Here is a 19,496-nt window from a genome sequence, read left to right on the forward strand (position 1 = left end):
GGATCACGCTAAAACGATTTTTGTTCCCTGCGGTGAGGTTGCGATTTTTTTAACGGCAGCCATTACCTTTTCCGGAGTACGTAAAAACGTATGAATACCCGTCTGAACGCAGCGGCTGTGATCAAAACGTTCACTTTTTTCCAGCTGGATTTCAGTGATCAGCAAGGTAATATCCGCCTGAGCAATGTCCGCTTCTGACAGTAAGTTTTCGACGCCCAGCGCGCCCTGTGTTTCAACTTTCACCTGCCACTTTTCCTGCGAACAGAGCTTTTCCAGCCGCTCTGCCGCCATATAAGTATGTGCCACACCGCTGATACACGCGGTGACTGCGACCAGTTTGAGCGACATAGTATTTCCCCTGATTTTTAAATTTACCCACCCAGCGTGACGTTATAACCGTATTTTTCAGCCATCGCATAAAACGGCGCAATAGTTGCGGCATCCGGCACCTTTGTCTTATGCATCGAGTAAGTTTTGTCCAGCAACGGGTACTTCGCTTCGCCGTATTTATGAAAGGGTAGCAGATGGATTTCGGCTAAGTTGAATGGCCGGAGGAATTCCAGAACCTGCTGCATATTTTCCTGTGTCAGCGTAAAACCGGGGATCAGCGGCAGGCGGGGAAGCAGATTTACCCCATGCTCAGCCAGCGCACGGAAATTTTCCAGCACTCTCGTTTGGTTCATATTGAGCACCGATCTCGCCTGCTGAGGATCCATTATTTTAAAATCGTAAAGGACCTGATCACAATTTTCGGTCAGCGCAAGCAGATGAGAAAGCGGTGCGTCGCCTGCGGTTTCTATTGCCGTTGAAATGCCTGACGCCCGCAACGCTTTGAGCAACTCACCGGCAAACGCGTGTTGCATCAGCACTTCACCACCGGAAAGCGTGACGCCACCGCCCGATGAGCGGAAAAAAACTTCATCTTTCAGCAACCGCTTCATCAGGTCCGGCAGCGGGATATCTTCGCCGACATATTCCATTGCACCACTTGGGCATTCGGCTGGATCCTGCAAACACGTGCGGCAGTTGAGGCATTTTGCCGGTCGTTTGATCACCTGAATGCGCGGCGATATGGATTCAGGGTTAGCGCACCACGGGCAGCGGTGCGGACAGCCTTTGAAGAAAACCAGGGTACGGATACCCTGGCCATCGTTAAGCGAAAAACGCTGAATATTGAAGATGCGCCCGCGCTTTTCCGGCTCTTCCATGACGGGGATCCGCCGTTCAGAGCTGGTGCGCGGTGCGGCCGATAATGTCATCCTGAATCTCCTTAGACAGTTCGACAAAGAACGCGCTGTATCCCGCCACTCTGACGACCAGCCCGGCGTGATCCTGCGGACGTTTTTGTGCTTCGCGTAACTGTTCGGCGTTCACCACGTTGAACTGCACATGCTGCAATTTCAGGCGGGTGAAAGCTCCGAGGAAGTCAGCCAGTTTATTCAGTCCCTGTTGGCCTTCGAGCGTCGATGGCGTGAATTTAACGTTCAGCAGTGTGCCGTTTGAGAGCAGCGTATTGTCGAGTTTACTGACGGATTTCAGCACCGCTGTCGGTCCCTGATGGTCTTGCCCCAGCATCGGTGAAAGCCCGCCATCGGCCAGTTGTTCCCCGGCAAATCGACCGTCCGGCGTGGCGCCGACCACCGCACCTAAAGGTACATGGGCGGATACGGTGTAAGATCCCGGCGTAAACTGGCCACCGCGCGGATTGCGGTACTGCTCGACTTCCTTGCAGTAAAAACGCAGTAAATCGGCACTGATCAAATCGACTTCATCGACGTCATTGCCGTATTTCTCGAAGCGGTTAATCAGACGGGCGCGAATGGCGCGTCCTTCCTCGCTGGCAAAATTCTCTTTAAGTGAGGCCAGTAACGCGTCAAAGGTCAGACGTTGCTGGTCAAAAACCATGCCTTTCAGCGCATGCAACGAGTCGCTGAGATTCGCGATGCCGATGCCCTGTACGCCGGAGAAGTTATAGCGCGCGCCGCCAGCGGTGATGTCTTTGCCGCTGTCCAGGCAGCCTTCGATAAACGAAGACAGCAGCGGAACCGGTGCCCAGTCGCGGTGGCCGATATCGCAGACATTGCTGCCCTGCGCCATCAGCCGGACGAAATGGCTGATTTTCTGGCGAATTTGCTCCACCAGTTCAGGGTATGTAATGGCAGCGTTGCCTGCGTTTTCATGCAGCGTCAGCTCCATGACTTTCAGCAGATTAAACATGGCGATGTCATGCAGACCGTAGGTTTTGCCAGGAATTGACAGTTCAACGCAGCCGACCACGGCGTAATCCCGCGCGTCTTCAAGGCGTACGCCGCGATTGAGAAATGCCGGAACCACCACTTCATCGTTGAAAATTTGCGGAATACCGGTACCGAGACGAATAGTTTCGGCGGTTTTCAGCAGGAACTGACGGTCGATGAATTCATTGACCCGCACGCCAAGGTTTGGCTGTGGCAGGCAAATACTCTGATACGCATCCAGACACAGGAACGACAGCACATTGACTGCGCTGCGACCGGCGTCGGTCAGGCCGCCGAGCAAAATGGTGTATCCGGTCGGGAATCCGGCGAAGTAGCGCGCGCTGGACGTGGAACGCAACAGCACGATGTCGTTGCATTTCACCCACAGGCTTTCCAGCAGTTCTTTAAGGAACTCCGGGGATTCACCGTGGGACAGTGAGTGCTGATAGAACGGCAGCATGTACTGATCGAAGCGCCCGAGGGAAAGTGAACTGGCGTTAGATTCATACTGCAAAATGATGTTCATGTACCAGAACAGCTGACAGGCCTGATAGAAATCCTGCGGCTTATTGCCGGAAATATGCTGCGAAATGCGGGCAATACGTTCGAGTTCGGCCTTTCTTTGCACATCATTGCACGTCTGCGCCATTTGTTCTGCCAGCGCGGCATAACGCAAAATATGCCGCTGCGAAGCCTCGAGCAAAATCAGTGCCGCCTGATAAAAGGCGTTATCCGGCGCATCGTTAACGTGCTGCTTAAGTTCTGTGACTAAATTATCCAGACCACCACTGAGCAGGCGAGGGTAATCAATGATGATGTGCCCCTGGCCTTTGTCGGTCTGATTGATGCTGAAAATCTGCGTTTTGGTAGCAGCTTTTACTTCTTCCGGCATCTGACTGTTAATGAAGTCTTTCATCGAACGCGATTCCCAGTAAGGGAAAAGCTGTTCGCGGTAAATCTGTTTATCCTCCTCAGAAATCGTGAAGCGATCCTGCGGACGGGTGGAAAATGCATCCAGCTCTTTTAGCAGCCAGTAAGGATCCATTTCAGGAGAGATGATCCCCGCTCGCGGTTTGACGGTGCGGTTACCGGCAATCAGTTCGTCTTCACGCAGGGTAATTTCAACGTGATCAAGGATCCAGGCCGTCGCTTTTGCCCGACGTAAAAGCGTGGGCTCGCCCTCTGTCGTGCGGTGGCTTGCCGTGTACAGCAGAGCCCGTTCCAGCGAGATTTCACGCGGGCTGGCGAAAAGCGCAGTTTTCAGACGTTCGATGCGGGAAGTCATCCTGTTCTCCTTACTTTCAATCCGTGACAGCGGCTTTACTGAGATGCGCCGCGATTTTTTCCATAATGGCGTCAGCGCGTTTAACGGCATCGCTGATGGCGACACGTACAGTGACTTTGCCTTTGAAGCGTTCTTCCTGTTTGATGCCGATGTCTTTGGTCAGGATCACAATGTCTGCGGCGGCGACATCGGCGGCGGTCAGTTCATTTTCCAGGCCAATCGAGCCCTGTGTTTCGACTTTGCATTCCCAGCCTTTTGCTTTCGCTGCGCGTTCAATGGCTTCGGCTGCCATGTAGGTGTGGGCAACGCCGGACGGGCAAGCGGTGACAGCAATAATGTGAGTCATATTCTTATCCTTCTATTTTTTGCACAGAGTTCAGTTAATTTCGAAATCCAGATCCAGGTCGGATTCCTCATGTTTTTTAGTGGATTGTTTTTTGGCAGCCAGATGTTTCAGCAGGTTGACGCACAGTGCAGTGATCACCATGCCGACCACTAATGCGCCGATATAGCCCAGTTTTCCCTGTACGACAGGCAGCACAATCAGCCCACCCCATCCGGCATAACATTCTGCGCCGACCAGTGCAGCGGTCACGGCTGCACAGGCAGAGCCAATCATGATGGAAGGGATCACGCGCAACGGATCAGCGGCGGCGAAAGGAATGGCGCCCTCGGTGACGCCGACGCAGCCCATCAGCATGGCGGCTTTGCCCGCTTCACGTTCTTCGGTGGTGTAGTATTTACGGCCAATGAGCGTGGCAAAGCCCAGTCCGAGCGGTGGCGTGGCAATGGCAACTGCAGCAATCGCGACCACGGTATACACGCCCTGCGCGACGCAAATCAGCATAAAGGCGTAGGCAACTTTGTTGACCGGCCCGCCCATATCGAAAGCCAGCATCAGTCCCATAATGATGGCGAGCACAATAATGCTGCCCTGTTGCATGCCTTGCAGCCAGTGCGTGAGCGACGTGGTCAGCAGGCCGACCGGTTCACCCAGGCCCCACATCATGATCCCCGCCGTCAGCAGCGTCCCGATGATCGGGATCACGAAGATCGGCATCACCGAACGCAGGATCTTAGGCACCCGGATCTTTTTGAGATAGAAAACGATAATGCCGCCGATCAGACCGGCGATGATGGCGCCAAAAAAACCGGCCCCGAATGATACGCCGACCCAGGCACCAATGGCGGAAGGCGCCAGAGCAGAACGGTCAGAAATGGAGTAACCGATATATGCCGCCAGGAAAGGCACCATCAGGGTTAAACCGGCTACGCCGATATCAAACAGCTTTTTTAAATTCGGATCGGTGGCGGCATCCGGCACCGCGCCTTTGCCATACAGCATGACCGAGACAGCCAGCAGAATGCCGCCTGCAACCACGAAAGGGATCATATGAGACACGCCGGTCATCAGATGCTGGCGGGTATTTTTTAGAATATTGAGCAAGTCTTTCATGATGAACTCCGTGAAAACCGGTGTCGGGCTAAAAATCGCAAATATCAGCAGCCTGATTTCTAAAACCGCAGATACAGAAAGGCTATCGATCTCAACAATAGGCTGCTGACCGTGGCGCTAATAGTGGACAAAATTGTGTTTTACTGGACTTTTGTAATGTCAGATCAAAAATGCGAGCAGGTTCAAATAACCCGAAATACTGCGAGGTTTCTGCTCACCTCTGGCGTGTGAGCTGGCTCGCAAAAAAGCACTGACAATACATTTGTCCAGCATTTGTCATTTTTGTCTGGTAGCTATCAGCTCCTCCTGACTCTTATCCTGCAATAAGCCGGTACCTTGCACCGGAATTTGGGATGAGGATTCAGAAATGACCAAGAAGTTGAGCTTCACCTGCGTGCTGGTAAATGGTGTTCATGCCCGTCCGGCCAGTCATATTGAAACGTTATGCAACGGTTTCGGCTCCGTATTTCAGTGGCATAACGTCCGTACTGGACGCCTTGCTGATGGCAAAAGTGTGTTGTCACTGATTGGTGCCGATATTTTGCCGGGCGATGAATGCCATGTGACCATCGAAGGAGCGGACGAAGACGCGGCGCACGCGGCGCTGGCCCACTTCATCCAGCATCAGTTTCCGCTCTGCGATGAAGCCCTGCCTGAGCACGATGAAAATGCTGAACTTGAGCCACTTCCTGAATCCCTGATGCATCTTTCTCCGCTGGTTTTCCGTGCCCGTTCTGTCAGCGAAGGCTGTGCGCTGGGCAAACTGGTCAGCCTTTCCAGCGTCGATCTGGCTGCGCTTACCGGCTTACCTGAGTCTCAGGGAAAGGACAAAGAGCAAAGCCTGCTTTCCGGCGGACTGGCGCAGCTTGAGAAATCGATCGAATTACAACTGATGGGTGGCAGCGGAACCATTACGGCCGTGCTGGAAGCACACCGTTCTTTGCTGCGTGATAACAGTCTGCGCGAAGCGTTGCTGAGCCGCGTGGCGCAAGGTCAGAGCTGTGCGCAAAGTATTGTCGATACCGCCGCGCATTTCAGCGCGCAACTCGCACAATCGTCCAGTGCGTATTTGCGTGAACGTGAACTGGATATTCGTGATGTCAGCTTCCAGCTTTTACAGCAAATTTATGGTGAGGAACGCTTTGCTTCCCAGCAGGCGCTGAGCGAAGCCAGTATTTGTCTGGCAGATGAACTGACGCCGAGTCAGTTTCTGGAGCTGGATAAAAAACACCTCAAAGGATTGTTACTCGGCAGCGGGGGCAGCACGTCGCATACCGTGATCCTCGCCAGATCGTTCAATATTCCTGCGCTTGTCGGCGTTGATCCGAAACCGTTACAGGCCTATTTACAGCAGGATGTGCAGATCGATGGCGATCTGGGGCTGGTTGCCTGCGCCCTCAGCGAGCCGGTACGTCGCTATTATCGTCAGGAACAGGCGGTGCATCAGGCACTGCGTGAACAGCAAAGTGAATATCTTGATAAGCCGGGTTATACCGCCGATGGCGTACGTCTTGAAGTCGCGGCCAATATTGCCCATTCGGTTGAAGCCAGCGCAGCGTTTGGCAATGGCGCGGAAGCCGTCGGGTTATTCCGTACAGAAATGCTGTATATGGATCGCGCCAGCGCGCCTTCTGAAGATGAGTTATACAATATTTATTGTCAGGCCACAGAAGCGGCCGCAGGCAAAACGATTATCGTCCGCACCATGGATATCGGGGGCGATAAGCCGGTCAATTACCTGAATATTCCGGCCGAAAACAACCCGTTTCTCGGTTATCGCGCTGTGCGTATTTATCAGGAATTTCTGCCGTTATTCCACACGCAACTGCGTTCTATCCTGCGCGCCTCAGCGCACGGAGCACTGAAAATCATGATCCCGATGATTTCCTCGATGGAAGAGATCTTATGGGTGAAAGAGAAACTGGCGGAAGCCAAACAGTCACTGCGCAGTGAACAAATCCCGTTCGATGAAAAAATTCAGCTGGGGATCATGCTTGAAGTACCGTCGGTGATGTTCATCATCGATCAGTGCTGCGAAGAGATTGATTTCTTTAGCATCGGCAGTAATGACCTGACGCAATATCTGCTGGCGGTCGATCGTGACAACGCCAAAGTGACCCGCCATTACAACAGCCTGAACCCGGCTTTCCTGCGTGGTCTTGATCACGTGGTGCGTGAAGTGCATCGCCACGGTAAATGGATTGGTTTGTGCGGCGAGCTGGGCGCCAAAGGTTCGGTGTTACCGCTGCTGGTCGGGCTGGGGCTGGATGAAATCAGCATGAGTGCGCCGTCCATTCCGGTGACCAAAGCGCGTCTGGCCAAACTCGACAGCCGCGAGTGCCGTCTGCTGCTCAACCGCGCCATGCAGTGCCGCACATCGCTGGAAGTTGAACATCTGCTGGCGCAGTTCCGCATGACGGTTAACGATGCACCACTGATTACAGCGGAATGCGTGGCGCTCAATACCGACTGGCGCAGCAAAGAAGAAGTCATTAAAGGCATGGTCGATAACCTGATGCTGGCCGGTCGCTGCCGTTATCCGCGCAAACTTGCCGCCGATGTGTGGGCGCGCGAAGCGGTATTCTCAACCGGCCTCGGCTTCGGTTTTGCTATTCCGCACACCAAGTCGGAACACATTGAGCAATCGACTATCAGCGTCGCCAAACTCACGCAACCGGTGCAGTGGGGCGATGAAGAAGCGCAGTTTGTCATCATGCTGACGCTGAATAAACATGCCGCGGGCGACCAGCATATGCGGATTTTCTCAAAGCTGGCGCGACGGATCATGCACGATAGTTTCCGCGATGCGCTGATGAATTCGACGACAGCAGCGCAGATTGAAGCGCTGCTTAAACAAGAGCTTGAGCTCTGACAGGAGAGGATATGGAACTTTATCTGGATACGGCTGATATCAGCGCAGTAAAACGTTTATCCCGTATTTTGCCGTTGCAGGGTGTGACGACGAATCCGAGCATTGTGGCAAAATCGCAGACTTCCCTGTGGGAGGTTCTGCCCGCGCTTCGCGATGCGTTAGGCGGCGAAGGGAAACTGTTTGCCCAGGTACTGGCGAATCAGACTGAACAGATGGTGGAAGAAGCTGAATTGCTGCATTCCCGCGTGCCGGGCCTGGTGGTGAAAGTGCCGGTCACCGCCGCCGGACTGGCAGCGATTAAGATCCTGCGCACACGTAAAATCCCGACGCTGGGAACCGCGGTATACGGTGCCGGACAGGGGCTGTTATCGGCGCTGGCCGGTGCAGAATATGTCGCGCCGTATGTGAACAGGCTGGATGCGCAGGGCGGAGATGGTATTGCGATGGTGACTGAGCTTCAGCAATTGCTGTCGCTTCATGCGTCGCACGCCAAAGTGCTGGCCGCCAGTTTCAAAACGCCGCGTCAGGTTCTGGCCTGTCTGCTGGCGGGCTGCCAGTCTGTCACTATTCCGGTGGACGTGGCCGAGCAGTTTATCAGCGCGCCAGCGGTGCAGGCGGCGGTCGATAAATTTGAACAGGACTGGCAGGGCGCGTTCGGGCGCCTGTCGCTGTAAATTAATTGTCGCTGTAGCTCACTCATGCCGGTAAAAAGCCCGACAGGAAAATCTGCCGGGCTTTTCTTTGTATCTCAAATCTTTTTTTTATTTCACGCCGTACTTTTTACTTCACTGCGTACTTTTTACTTCACGCCGTACTGGGCAAAGAAATCCAGCATCCGTTGCCAGCCATCAGCGGCGGCTTCAGCATGATAACTCGGGCGGTAATCAGCGTTAAACGCATGGCCAGCTTCCGGATACACCACGATTTCCGCCGTGGCATTGGCTGCGCGGATGGCCTGACGCATTGTTTCAATCGTTTCCAGAGGAATGCTTGAATCTTCTGCGCCGTATAGACCCAGAACCGGCGCATCCAGCGCGGCTGCGCGATCGACCGGCTGTGACGGGCTGGTCAGCGTTTTATCACCGACCAGTTTGCCGTACCACGCGACGCCCGCTTTCAGTTGCGGATTGTGCGCTGCATACAGCCAGGTGATGCGTCCGCCCCAGCAGAAACCGGTGATACCTAATTTGGAAATATCCCCGCCGTGTTGTGCGGCCCAGTGCGCGGTGTGGTCGAGATCGGAAAGTACCTGCTGATCCGGCACTTTGCTGACCAGTTTGTCAAACAGCTCGCTGATTTCGGTGTAATCGCGCGGGTCGCCCTGACGGAAATAAAGTTCAGGCGCGATAGCCATATAGCCCTGTTTTGCCAGACGTCGGCAGATATCCTGAATGTGTTCGTGTACGCCAAAAATTTCCTGCACCACCAGAATGATTGGCAATTTGCCAGTGAACTGTTCCGGACGGGCGAGATAGGCAGGCATATCTTCACCCTGCGAAGGGATGGTCGTCTGTCCGGCGTGCAGTCCGTCGGTATCGGTGTGGAGGGTCGTGCTGGCGACGGGAGTAACAGCAGGAGCAAAGCTGGTCGGAGCCTGTTTAAGGGTAAGCAATTCTTCTTTTTTCATCGGGAGTCTCCAGGCAAGTGTCCATACGAAAAACTGTGGCTTTGGATTAAAACTATAGCCGTAAAGCATGAACAGCAAGGCGCAAGAGATGTTCTATAGTTAAAAGTTAATCAGGAAAGTCATCATGGAAGATTTACAGAACGTACACCGAACGCCCGAAACCTTTGTCTTAGGAGCTATGTTCAATGTCAAAATCACCGTCTAAAGTGACCAAAAAAAGTGAGCCAAAACCGGTAAGCCGCGCCCCCGCCACGGGCATCGAGTCCTCACAACCTGGCCTGGGCGACCTGGCGCCCGCTGATCGCGCTTATCAGCCTTCGCCACAACCGACGCCACCGGGAAAAGAGCCGACCGCTTCCGGGAGTGCCAAAAGTCCGAAAAATACCAATGCCAAACTCGACGCCTTAGAGCGTCATCGTAAAAATGGTGAAAAGCAGCCGCTGACCACCAATCAGGGCACCAAAATCTCTGATGATCAGAACTCGCTTAAAGCCGGCAACCGCGGGCCGACGTTGCTGGAAGATTTTATCCTGCGCGAGAAAATTACCCATTTTGACCACGAGAGGATCCCTGAGCGTATCGTTCATGCGCGGGGTGCTGCGGCTCATGGTTATTTCCAGCCTTACCGCAGTATGAAAGACGTCACTAAAGCTCATTTCCTTTCTGATCCGAAAAAGAAAACCCCGGTCTTTGTGCGTTTCTCTACCGTTCAGGGCTCGCGGGGCTCGGCGGATTCCGTTCGCGATATCCGTGGCTGGGCAACCAAGTTTTATACCGATGAAGGCATTTATGACCTGGTCGGCAACAATACGCCGGTGTTCTTTATTCAGGATGCCCATAAATTCCCGGATTTTGTCCATGCGGTAAAACCCGAGCCGCATAACGAAATCCCACAGGGCGCCAGTGCGCACGATTCTTTCTGGGATTACGTTTCGCTGCAACCGGAAACGCTGCATAACGTGTTCTGGGCGATGTCCGACCGTGGCATTCCGCGCAGCTACCGCACGATGGAAGGTTTTGGCATCCATACTTTCCGTTTTGTGAATGCCGAAGGCAAAGCCACTTTTGTGCGTTTCCACTGGAAGCCGCTGGCCGGAAAAGCCTCTTTGTTGTGGGATGAAGCGCAGAAACTGGCCGGGAAAGATGCCGATTTCCACCGTCGTGATTTGTGGGAAGCCATCGAAGCCGGTGATTATCCTGAATATGAACTGGGCGTTCAGCTGATCCCAGTAGAAGACGAATTCAAATTTGATTTCGATCTGCTCGACCCGACCAAACTTATTCCTGAAAAACTGGTGCCGGTAGAACTCATCGGCAAGATGGTGCTTGACCGTAACCCCGATAATTACTTCGCGGAAACCGAACAGGTCGCGTTCCATCCGGGACACGTGGTGCCGGGCATTGATTTCACCAATGATCCGCTGTTGCAGGGGCGTCTGTTCTCTTATACCGATACGCAGATCAGTCGTCTTGGCGGACCGAATTTCCATGAAATTCCGATTAACCGCCCGACCTGTCCCTACCATAATTTCCAGCGCGACGGCATGCACCGGCAGGATATTGATACGAATCCGGCAAATTACGAACCGAATTCCATCAACAATAACTGGCCGAGGGAGACACCTCCGGCAGCGTCCGGCGGCGGTTTTGAAAGCTATCCGGAGCGGATTGATGCGGAAAAAATCCGTCAGCGGAGTCCGTCATTTGCTGAGTATTATTCCCACCCGCGTCTGTTCTGGCTGAGTCAGACCACCGCGGAGCAGGATCATATTGTCGGGGCCTTCTCGTTCGAATTGTCGAAGGTGGCGCGGCCGTATATCCGCGAGCGTGTGGTGGATTTACTGGCGCATGTTGACCAGACGCTGGCGCAGAAAGTGGCTAAAAATCTGGGTATTACTCTTTCCGCCGACACACTGAAGATCAAAGCGCCGAAGCCGGTGAATGGTCTGAAAAGTGATCCGACGCTGAGTTTGTATGCCAGCGGCAAAGGCACGATTAAAGGGCGTCAGGTGGCAATTCTGCTCGGTGAAGGCGTGAATGCGGCGGATGTACTGGTAACCTTGCAGGCGCTGCAGGCAGCGGGTGTTCATCCTAAACTGCTGGCCAGCCATTTAGGGAATGTTACCGCCGATGATGGTTCGACATTGCCGGTGGATGCCACATTTGCCGGTTCACCTTCCATTACCGTCGATGCCGTTATTGTTCCGCACGGGCACATTGATGCCTTGCTGATGAATGGCGAGTCCCGCCATTATCTGCTTGAAGCCTATAAGCATCTTAAAGTTATTGGCTTAAGCGGTGATGCTCGTCGCTTTAAATCGCTGCTGGGACTGGCGGATGATGTGCCGGAAGAGGGTGTTGTCGAAGGCGAGAAAGCCGAAGGCGCATTGCTTAAAACGTTCCTGAAGGAAATGCTGAAACACCGTATCTGGTCGCGCAGTGCCGCGGCGGATGCTGTTCCTGCCTGATGTGTTGTCACTGAAAAACAGCCCGTTTCCGGTCGCGGAGACGGGCTGTTTAAGTTTTCATCAATCGTCTGCTAATTTGTGATTCGCATCACAAATTAAATGTATGCGTAATTCCCGTTGTTACATCATAGTGACGACCGTCACGAAATAACGTCACAATGTTCAGTACAGTTGCCGGGTGTTCCTCCTGCCAATTTATGACCTTACACACAGAGGAGTTTGTTATGTCTCAGCCTGAAGTTTTCCATCTTGGCCTGGCCAAAAAAGATTTAAACGGCGCGACGCTGGCGATTGTTCCCGGCGATCCTGAGCGCGTGGAAAAAATTGCCAAACTGATGGAGAACCCGGTTCGTCTGGCTTCCCACCGCGAATTTACCTCATGGCGTGCTGAGCTTGATGGCAAATCTGTGATTGTTTGTTCAACGGGTATCGGTGGTCCTTCCACCTCCATCGCGGTTGAAGAACTGGCGCAACTGGGGATCCGTACATTCCTGCGTGTCGGCACCACCGGCGCTATCCAGCCACACATCAATGTGGGTGACGTTCTGGTTACCACCGCCGCCGTTCGCCTTGATGGGGCAAGCCTGCATTTCGCACCAATGGAATTCCCGGCGGTTGCTGATTTTGCCTGTACGACCGCACTGGTTGCCGCGGCAGAATCCGTGGGCGCTGCCACACACATCGGCGTTACTGCGTCTTCTGACACCTTCTATCCGGGTCAGGAACGTTATGACACCTTCTCCGGCCGCGTTGTCCGTCGCTTCAAAGAATCGATGAAAGAGTGGCAGGAAATGGGCGTTATGAACTACGAAATGGAATCCGCTACCTTGCTGACCATGTGCGCCAGCCAGGGCCTGCGTGCGGGTATGGTTGCCGGGGTTATCGTGAACCGCACCCAGCAGGAAATCCCTAATGCGGAAACCATGAAGAAGACCGAGAGCCATGCGGTGAAGATTGTTGTTGAAGCGGCTCGCCGGCTTATTTAATTTCCCGTCTTCCTTCGAGCCGCAGAGGCGCTGGTTGCGCTCGCGAACCCGAATCACTGACGAATATCACATCTCCGGGCTGCCTCTGGCGGCCCATTTTTTTGCCCCGTTAAGCAGATCTGTTAAGGTCATGTTAGTAATGCATCTGGAATAATTGATGAATTCCGGCTCCGGACCTCTGATAAAAGGAACTGCATTTTTGACTGTTCATGACCTTCTCGATTACACCACCACCTTTATCCGTGCGCATCAGGTGTGGGCTGCGCCTGTTGTTTTCTTTCTGGCTTTTGGCGAGTCTCTGGCATTTCTTTCACTGCTCCTTCCTGCGACCTTTATCCTGCTGGGATTGGGCGCGCTGATCGGTGAAACCGGTATTCTTTTCTGGCCAATCTGGGCTGCCGCAGCGGCGGGTGCCTTCTTCGGCGACTGGCTTTCGTACTGGGTAGGTAACCATTTTCAGGACCGGGTGGGCAACTTCTGGCCTTTCTCCCGTCACCCGCAAATGCTGGTACGCGGCCATGCTTTCTTTGACAAATGGGGCATGCCAGGCGCGTTTATCGGCCGCTTCTTTGGCCCGCTGCGCGCCGTCGTGCCGCTGGTCGCCGGTATCTGTGGTATGCCACAAAAGTATTTTCAGATTGCCAATGTGACGTCGGCGCTTATCTGGGCTTTCGGCATTCTGGCGCCCGGCGCTTTCGGCATTCAGTGGCTGAGCCGCTGGTTTTAAATCCTGCTCCTTGCGGCTGACTCCCGCAAGGGGACAAGTTCAGAGAAATTCCCTTTTGGAAGACGTCTCGCAAAGGCTCAATGCAACAGAAAATAGACTGGACATCCATACAGCCTGACATTACCTTGGCCGCAAGAGACTTCAAGAGGGAAATCGCGTGGATATCAGCATTCTGACTGCCCTGGCAGCGGCGTTAATTGGCTTACTGGTGGGATGGCTCATCGCCAGTTTGCGACAACAGCAACAGCAGACAGAGTATGAAACGCAGCGCCGTTTGCTGGAACAATCGCTGGAGCAGGTTAAGGCGGAAAATGATACGCACAAAAGCGAGCGGCTATCGGGCCAGCAGCAACTGCGTGAAGCTGAACTGGAACTGCGAAAACTGCACAGCCTGCAGGCAGCCAGTCAGGAAAAACTGCAACTGCTGACTCACTGGCAAAATGAGTGCGAACAGCTGAATCAGGAACTGCGCGCACAGCGGGAAATCAACAGTGCGCAGGAAGCAGAATTACGTGAGGTTTCCACCCGTCTGGATGAAACCCGCATGGCAGCCGAAGATAAACAGCGTTTGCTGATCAACAGCGAACAGCGCCTGAGCAGTCAGTTTGAAAATCTGGCGAACCGGATTTTCGAACAAAATGGTCGTCGCGCCGACGAACAGAACAAGCAAAGCCTCGACAAATTACTGCTGCCGTTACGTGAGCAGCTCGACGGCTTCCGCCGTCAGGTGCAGGACAGCTTCGGGCAGGAAGCCCGTGAACGGCATACGCTGGCGCATGAGATCCGCAATCTGCAACAGCTGAATGTCGAGATGGCGCGTGAAGCTGTCAACCTTACCAGGGCCCTGAAAGGTGACAACAAAACGCAGGGTAACTGGGGCGAAGTGGTGCTCAGCCGCGTGCTTGAAGCTTCCGGTTTACGCGAAGGGTATGAGTATCAGACACAGGTCAGCGTGCAGGTGGACAGCAACAGCCGTATGCAGCCCGACGTGGTTGTGCGCTTACCGCAGAATAAAGACGTGGTGATTGATGCCAAAATGACGCTGGTCGCTTATGAGCGTTATTTCAACAGTGAAGACGACGCTGAGCGCGAAATCGCCCTGAATGAACACATTGCCTCAGTGCGCGGACATATCCGCTTGCTGGGCCGCAAAGATTATCAGCAGCTTCCTGGTTTGCGCAGTCTGGATTATGTGCTGATGTTTATCCCCGTCGAACCTGCGTTTCTGCTGGCTATCGACCGGGAGCCCGAATTGATCAGCGAAGCCCTGCGCCACAATATTATGCTTGTCAGCCCGACGACTCTGCTGGTGGCTTTACGCACGATCAGCAACCTGTGGCGTTATGAACACCAGAGCCAGAACGCCAAACGCATTGCCGATCGCGCTGCGCGTCTTTACGACAAACTGCGGCTGTTTGTGGATGACATGGAGTCGATGGGGCAGAGTCTCGACAAAGCGCAGGGAAGTTATCGCGCCGCGATGAATAAACTCACGCAAGGCCGTGGTAATCTTATCGGACAGGTTGAGAGTTTCCGCGCTCTGGGTGTTGAAGTTAAACGGCCAATCAGTCCTTCTCTGGCTGAGAGGGCTAAAGCGGAAAATGAACCTGAAGATACCGCATCTCTGCCAGATACCTCTGATGCGGAAGAAGAACAGACACTGAACCCGCGCGAGCTAAATCCGCATCAATAGGCCGCGCTTGCCGGAATGGTCCGCACTGTATTTCAGATTCGACGTGTGAATCATTGCAATATGTTGAATCACCATCGGTGATGGGGCTTTCCCATGGGTTCTGATACACTTCTCCCCAAGAGTTCGACTGAAAAAGCAGGCATATAAAATGGAAAAGCAGACGCAGGAAACCACTCATTTTGGTTTTCGTACAGTAGCCAAAGATGACAAACAGGAAATGGTGGCAGAAGTCTTCCATTCCGTTGCGGCAAAATATGATTTGATGAATGACCTGATGTCTTTCGGTATTCATCGTATCTGGAAGCGCTTTACGATTGATTGCAGCGGTGTCCGTCAGGGGCATCGTGTACTGGATCTGGCCGGTGGTACGGGGGACCTGACCGCCAAGTTCTCCCGTCTGGTAGGCGAGAAAGGCGAAGTTGTGCTGGCCGATATCAACGATTCCATGCTGAAAATGGGCCGCGAAAAGCTGCGCAATCTCGGCATTGTCGGTAACGTCAGCTACGTTCAGGCGAACGCCGAAGCTCTGCCTTTCCCTGATAACTATTTTGACTGCATCACGATTTCCTTCGGTCTGCGTAACGTCACCGAAAAAGAAAAAGCGCTGCGCTCAATGTTCCGCGTGCTTAAGCCGGGCGGTCGTTTACTTGTTCTTGAATTCTCCAAACCTGTCCTCAAGCCTTTGAGCAAAGCCTACGATACTTATTCCTTCCACATTCTGCCGCGCATTGGCGAGCTGGTTGCGCAAGATGCTGAGAGTTATCGCTATCTGGCCGAATCTATCCGTATGCACCCTGATCAGGAAACCCTTAAGGGCATGATGGGCGATGCTGGTTTTGAAAATGTCACCTATCACAATCTGACGGGTGGCATTGTCGCACTGCATCGGGGTTTCAAATTCTGATATGAGTATGCCGATGTTGTTAACGCCGTTGCTGACTGCCGCTATCGAGACGCCGCTTAATTTTCTGCTTTTCAAAGATCGCAGCATGAAGGCGGCGCGCACGCGTCTGGCAGGTAAAGTTTTACGTGTTGAATTGCAGGAACTCAGCTCACCGCTGACTTTTGTTTTCAGCGAGCAAAAAATCGATGTCCTCGGACAATGGGACGGCGCGGCCGATTGCACCGTCACTTCCCGGATTTCATCTCTGCGTAAATTACGTGACCGCCAGCAGTTGTCACCCATGATGCGCAGTGGCGAACTGGTGGTCGACGGTGATATTTCCGTGGTTCAGCAGTTCTCTGCGTTGCTGGATATGGCAGAGTTTGAGCCCGCAGAATTTCTCGCACCCTATATCGGCGATATTGCCGCTCAGGGGTTGAGTCAGGCGGTTCAGGGCGGTTTTCGTTTTCTGCAAAAAGGCCTGCAGCACCAGCAAAGTTATGTGGCGCAAACGCTGACCGAAGAGTGGAAAATGGCACCCGGCCCGCTGGAAGTCGTCTGGTTTAACGATGAAGTCACTGCACTGGAGTGTGAGCTGGATGCACTGGATAAACGTATCGAAAGACTGGAGGGCAAACCGTGACGCCTAGGGAAATGCGACGTTTATACCTGATTATCCGCATGTTTCTTATCTACGGCCTTGACGAACTGATCCCTAAAATCCGCTTAACGCTGCCGCTGCGAATGGGCCGTTATCTTTTTTTCTGGTTACCTCATCGTCATAAAGATAAGCCGTTAGGCGAGCGCATGCGTCTGGCTCTGGAACAACTCGGGCCGGTGTGGATCAAGTTTGGTCAGATGATGTCCACGCGCCGCGATCTTTTCCCTCCGCATATTGCCGATCAACTTGCTCTGCTGCAGGACCATGTACCGCCGTTTGATGGTGCCAAAGCGCGCCAGCAAATCGATGCTGCACTCGGTGGTCCGCTGGAAACCTGGTTTGATGAATTCGATCAGACTCCGCTGGCTTCGGCCTCTATTGCACAGGTACATACGGCAATCCTCAAGGAAAACGGCAAGCCGGTCGTGCTCAAGGTGATCCGCCCGGATATTTTGCCAACTATCGTGGCGGATATCCGCCTGATGTCGCGTCTTGCAAGCTGGCTGCCGATTCTGCTACCCGATGGCCGCCGTTTGCGCCCGCGTGAAGTGGTGCGGGAGTATGAGAAAACCTTGCTCGATGAACTGAATCTGTTACGTGAAGCAGCAAATGCGATTCAGCTTCGTCGTAACTTTGAAGGTAGCCCGATGCTGTATGTGCCGGAAGTGTATCCGGACTACTGCAGCGAACGACTGATGGTGATGGAGCGTATTTACGGTATTCCGGTTTCTGATATTGAGGCACTGAAAAAGCAGGGCACCAATATGAAACTGCTGGCAGAACGCGGTGTGCAGGTGTTCTTCACACAAGTCTTCCGCGACAGTTTCTTCCATGCCGATATGCATCCGGGCAATATTTTCGTCAGCTACGAAACGCCGGAAGACCCTTGCTACATAGGGATCGATTGCGGCATAGTGGGTTCGCTCAATAAGGAAGACAAGCGCTATCTGGCAGAGAACTTCATCGCGTTCTTTAACCGCGATTATCGCAAAGTTGCTGAGCTGCATGTTGATTCCGGCTGGGTTCCCCGCGATACCAACGTTGAAGAATTCGAATTTGCTATCCGTACGGTCTGTGAACCTATTTTTGAGAAACCCCTGGCAGAGATTTCTTTTGGCAACGTATTGTTAAACCTGTTTAACACGGCGCGCCGCTTTAATATGGAAGTCCAGCCTCAACTGGTGTTGCTGCAAAAAACACTGTTGTATGTCGAAGGCCTGGGGCGTCAGCTTTATCCTCAGCTGGATTTGTGGACCACGGCGAAGCCGTTCCTTGAAAGCTGGGTACGCGATCAGGTCGGTTTACCGGCGATGATCCGCGCACTGAAAGAGCGTGCACCGTTCTGGCTCGAGAAAATGCCTGAGTTGCCGGATTTGGTGTATCAGAGTCTGCATCAGCATAAGCTGTTGCAATACAACATTGAAAAGCTTTCCTCGCAGATCCATAACCAGAGTTCCCGTCAGGGGCAGTCTCGTTATCTTCTGGGAATAGGTGCGACGCTGTTGTTAAGCGGGACGCTTTTGCTGTTAGGCGACGTGAAGATTTATCCGGCCTGCCTGATGGCTGCCGGTGCTGTTTCCTGGTTAATCGGATGGAAGCGCGCCAGCTAATCGTATTGTTTTAAATTGAATGCCGTTTGCGAACGGCAATGAATGTCGTTCCTTCCTATTGAGGTGAAAATAATGGGTGGTATTAGTATTACAAAAATCCTGATTCTCGTTGTTCTTGTGGTACTGCTGTTCGGTACGAAGAAACTGCGTGGTCTGGGTTCTGATCTGGGCGCTTCCATCAAAGGCTTCAAAAAAGCCATGAGTGATGACGACAGTCAGCCAAAAACCAAAGACGCTGACATTTCTCCAACTGATGCTGATTTCGCGGCAAAGTCTGTTGAAAGCAAGCCGGAAGCGAAAGCAGAAGATACCAAGAGCCAAAACAAAGAGCAGGTATAAGCCGTGTTCGATATTGGATTTAGTGAACTGCTGCTGGTATTGGTGATTGGCCTGGTTGTTCTCGGGCCGGAGCGTTTACCTGTTGCAGTGAGAACAGTAGCAGGCTGGATCCGTACGCTTCGTGCAATGGCCGCTTCAGTGCAAAGCGAATTATCGCAGGAACTGAAACTTCAGGAGCTGCAGGATAGCCTGAAGAAAGCGGAAGAATCCGGTCTGAAGAATTTAACGCCTGAAATCAAAGCGTCTATGGACGAATTGAAAGAAGCGGCAGAATCCATGAAAAAGTCTATCAACTCAGGGCTAAACCCTGCGGAGAAGGCGGTGGAAGAGGCCAAAGCGGAAGGCAATACCATTCATAATCCGGTTCTGGATGAAGCGGAAGCGCATCATGACGCGGGTGTCTCACCGGCGACGGCAGACAAAGTGGTTTCTGCTCCGGCAGGTGCGCCACAAAGCGCTGTTGAAGCCGCACTGGCATCGAATAAATCCGCTCATGCTGCTCAGCCATTGATGACACCAACGGAACCGGTGCCTGATTCTTCTGTTGAGGTTGCACCGGTGACGAAAGCTGTTGTGGATGAAGCCCCCGTGGCTGAACCTGCCGCACCCGTCAAACCGGCTTCATCAACTCAAACGACAGGTGACCGTTAAA

17 protein-coding genes are annotated in these 19,496 nt (G+C 53.2%); 11 read left to right on the plus strand and 6 right to left on the minus strand.

Annotation, left to right across the window (positions count from 1 at the left end; all coding sequences use genetic code 11):
* Positions 1 to 3: 3 nt before the first annotated feature.
* The 5 genes from J1778_RS05945 to J1778_RS05965 are packed head-to-tail and all read right to left on the minus strand — an operon-like array spanning position 4 to position 4,978.
* A complete protein-coding gene (locus J1778_RS05945) occupies positions 4 to 348 on the minus strand; it encodes a PTS fructose-like transporter subunit IIB (RefSeq protein ID WP_217172386.1) in 345 nt (114 codons plus the stop codon).
* A gap of 23 nt (positions 349 to 371) precedes the next feature.
* Complete coding sequence (locus J1778_RS05950; protein ID WP_217172387.1) at positions 372 to 1,259, minus strand: [formate-C-acetyltransferase]-activating enzyme; 888 nt, start codon at positions 1,257 to 1,259, stop codon at positions 372 to 374.
* Positions 1,225 to 3,522, minus strand: a complete 2,298-nt coding sequence (locus J1778_RS05955; RefSeq protein WP_217172388.1) for a formate C-acetyltransferase — start codon at positions 3,520 to 3,522, stop codon at positions 1,225 to 1,227. Before J1778_RS05955 ends, J1778_RS05950 begins: the two co-directional genes overlap by 35 nt.
* A 16-nt stretch (positions 3,523 to 3,538) precedes the next feature.
* Entirely contained in the window at positions 3,539 to 3,868 is a 330-nt protein-coding gene (locus J1778_RS05960) for a PTS fructose-like transporter subunit IIB (protein WP_217172389.1), read from the minus strand.
* Between the two features lie 30 nt (positions 3,869 to 3,898).
* On the minus strand, positions 3,899 to 4,978 hold the full coding sequence (locus J1778_RS05965; protein WP_217172390.1) for a PTS fructose transporter subunit EIIC: 1,080 nt from the start codon (positions 4,976 to 4,978) through the stop codon (positions 3,899 to 3,901).
* Positions 4,979 to 5,345: 367 nt separating this feature from the next.
* Here J1778_RS05965 and ptsP point away from each other — a divergent pair, with 367 nt between their 5' ends.
* Positions 5,346 to 7,850 (plus strand): phosphoenolpyruvate--protein phosphotransferase, encoded by a 2,505-nt coding sequence (ptsP, locus tag J1778_RS05970; protein ID WP_217172391.1) that lies wholly within the window; start codon positions 5,346 to 5,348, stop codon positions 7,848 to 7,850.
* Positions 7,851 to 7,861: 11 nt separating this feature from the next.
* Positions 7,862 to 8,524: a fructose-6-phosphate aldolase gene (gene fsa, locus J1778_RS05975; RefSeq protein WP_217172392.1), complete on the plus strand. Its 663-nt coding sequence runs from the start codon at positions 7,862 to 7,864 to the stop codon at positions 8,522 to 8,524.
* 125 nt (positions 8,525 to 8,649) lie between these two features.
* On the opposite strand, the gene J1778_RS05980 is transcribed toward fsa, so the two are convergent.
* Positions 8,650 to 9,477 carry a dienelactone hydrolase family protein gene (locus J1778_RS05980; protein ID WP_217172393.1) on the minus strand — a complete coding sequence of 276 codons (828 nt, stop codon included), beginning with the start codon at positions 9,475 to 9,477 and terminating at the stop codon, positions 8,650 to 8,652.
* A gap of 185 nt (positions 9,478 to 9,662) precedes the next feature.
* On the opposite strand from J1778_RS05980, the gene katE reads away from it, so the two are divergent.
* From katE to tatB, 9 genes are all read left to right on the plus strand, one after another.
* A complete protein-coding gene (gene katE, locus J1778_RS05985; protein ID WP_238484582.1) occupies positions 9,663 to 11,945 on the plus strand; it encodes a catalase HPII in 2,283 nt (760 codons plus the stop codon).
* A 224-nt stretch (positions 11,946 to 12,169) separates the two neighbouring features.
* Positions 12,170 to 12,931: a uridine phosphorylase gene (gene udp, locus J1778_RS05990; RefSeq protein ID WP_120134743.1), complete on the plus strand. Its 762-nt coding sequence runs from the start codon at positions 12,170 to 12,172 to the stop codon at positions 12,929 to 12,931.
* A gap of 199 nt (positions 12,932 to 13,130) precedes the next feature.
* Positions 13,131 to 13,658, plus strand: coding sequence for a DedA family protein (locus tag J1778_RS05995; RefSeq protein ID WP_217172394.1), 528 nt, complete (start codon positions 13,131 to 13,133; stop codon positions 13,656 to 13,658).
* Between the two features lie 157 nt (positions 13,659 to 13,815).
* Positions 13,816 to 15,351 (plus strand): DNA recombination protein RmuC, encoded by a 1,536-nt coding sequence (gene rmuC / locus J1778_RS06000; protein ID WP_217172395.1) that lies wholly within the window; start codon positions 13,816 to 13,818, stop codon positions 15,349 to 15,351.
* 148 nt (positions 15,352 to 15,499) lie between these two features.
* On the plus strand, positions 15,500 to 16,255 hold the full coding sequence (ubiE, locus tag J1778_RS06005; RefSeq protein ID WP_217172396.1) for a bifunctional demethylmenaquinone methyltransferase/2-methoxy-6-polyprenyl-1,4-benzoquinol methylase UbiE: 756 nt from the start codon (positions 15,500 to 15,502) through the stop codon (positions 16,253 to 16,255).
* A gap of 13 nt (positions 16,256 to 16,268) precedes the next feature.
* Entirely contained in the window at positions 16,269 to 16,877 is a 609-nt protein-coding gene (gene ubiJ, locus J1778_RS06010) for a ubiquinone biosynthesis protein UbiJ (RefSeq protein ID WP_217172415.1), read from the plus strand.
* Positions 16,874 to 18,505, plus strand: a complete 1,632-nt coding sequence (gene ubiB, locus J1778_RS06015; protein ID WP_112290949.1) for a ubiquinone biosynthesis regulatory protein kinase UbiB — start codon at positions 16,874 to 16,876, stop codon at positions 18,503 to 18,505. The genes ubiJ and ubiB overlap by 4 nt, the downstream gene beginning before the upstream one ends.
* Before the next feature lie 72 nt (positions 18,506 to 18,577).
* Entirely contained in the window at positions 18,578 to 18,844 is a 267-nt protein-coding gene (gene tatA / locus J1778_RS06020; RefSeq protein WP_217149079.1) for a Sec-independent protein translocase subunit TatA, read from the plus strand.
* Positions 18,845 to 18,847: 3 nt separating this feature from the next.
* The gene (gene tatB, locus J1778_RS06025; protein WP_217172397.1) at positions 18,848 to 19,495 is read left to right on the plus strand and encodes a Sec-independent protein translocase protein TatB; all 648 of its coding nucleotides are present in this window, start codon (positions 18,848 to 18,850) and stop codon (positions 19,493 to 19,495) included.
* Position 19,496: the final 1 nt, after the last annotated feature.

This window comes from Rahnella bonaserana, assembly GCF_019049675.1.
GTDB classification, from domain to species: Bacteria; Pseudomonadota; Gammaproteobacteria; order Enterobacterales; family Enterobacteriaceae; genus Rahnella; species Rahnella bonaserana.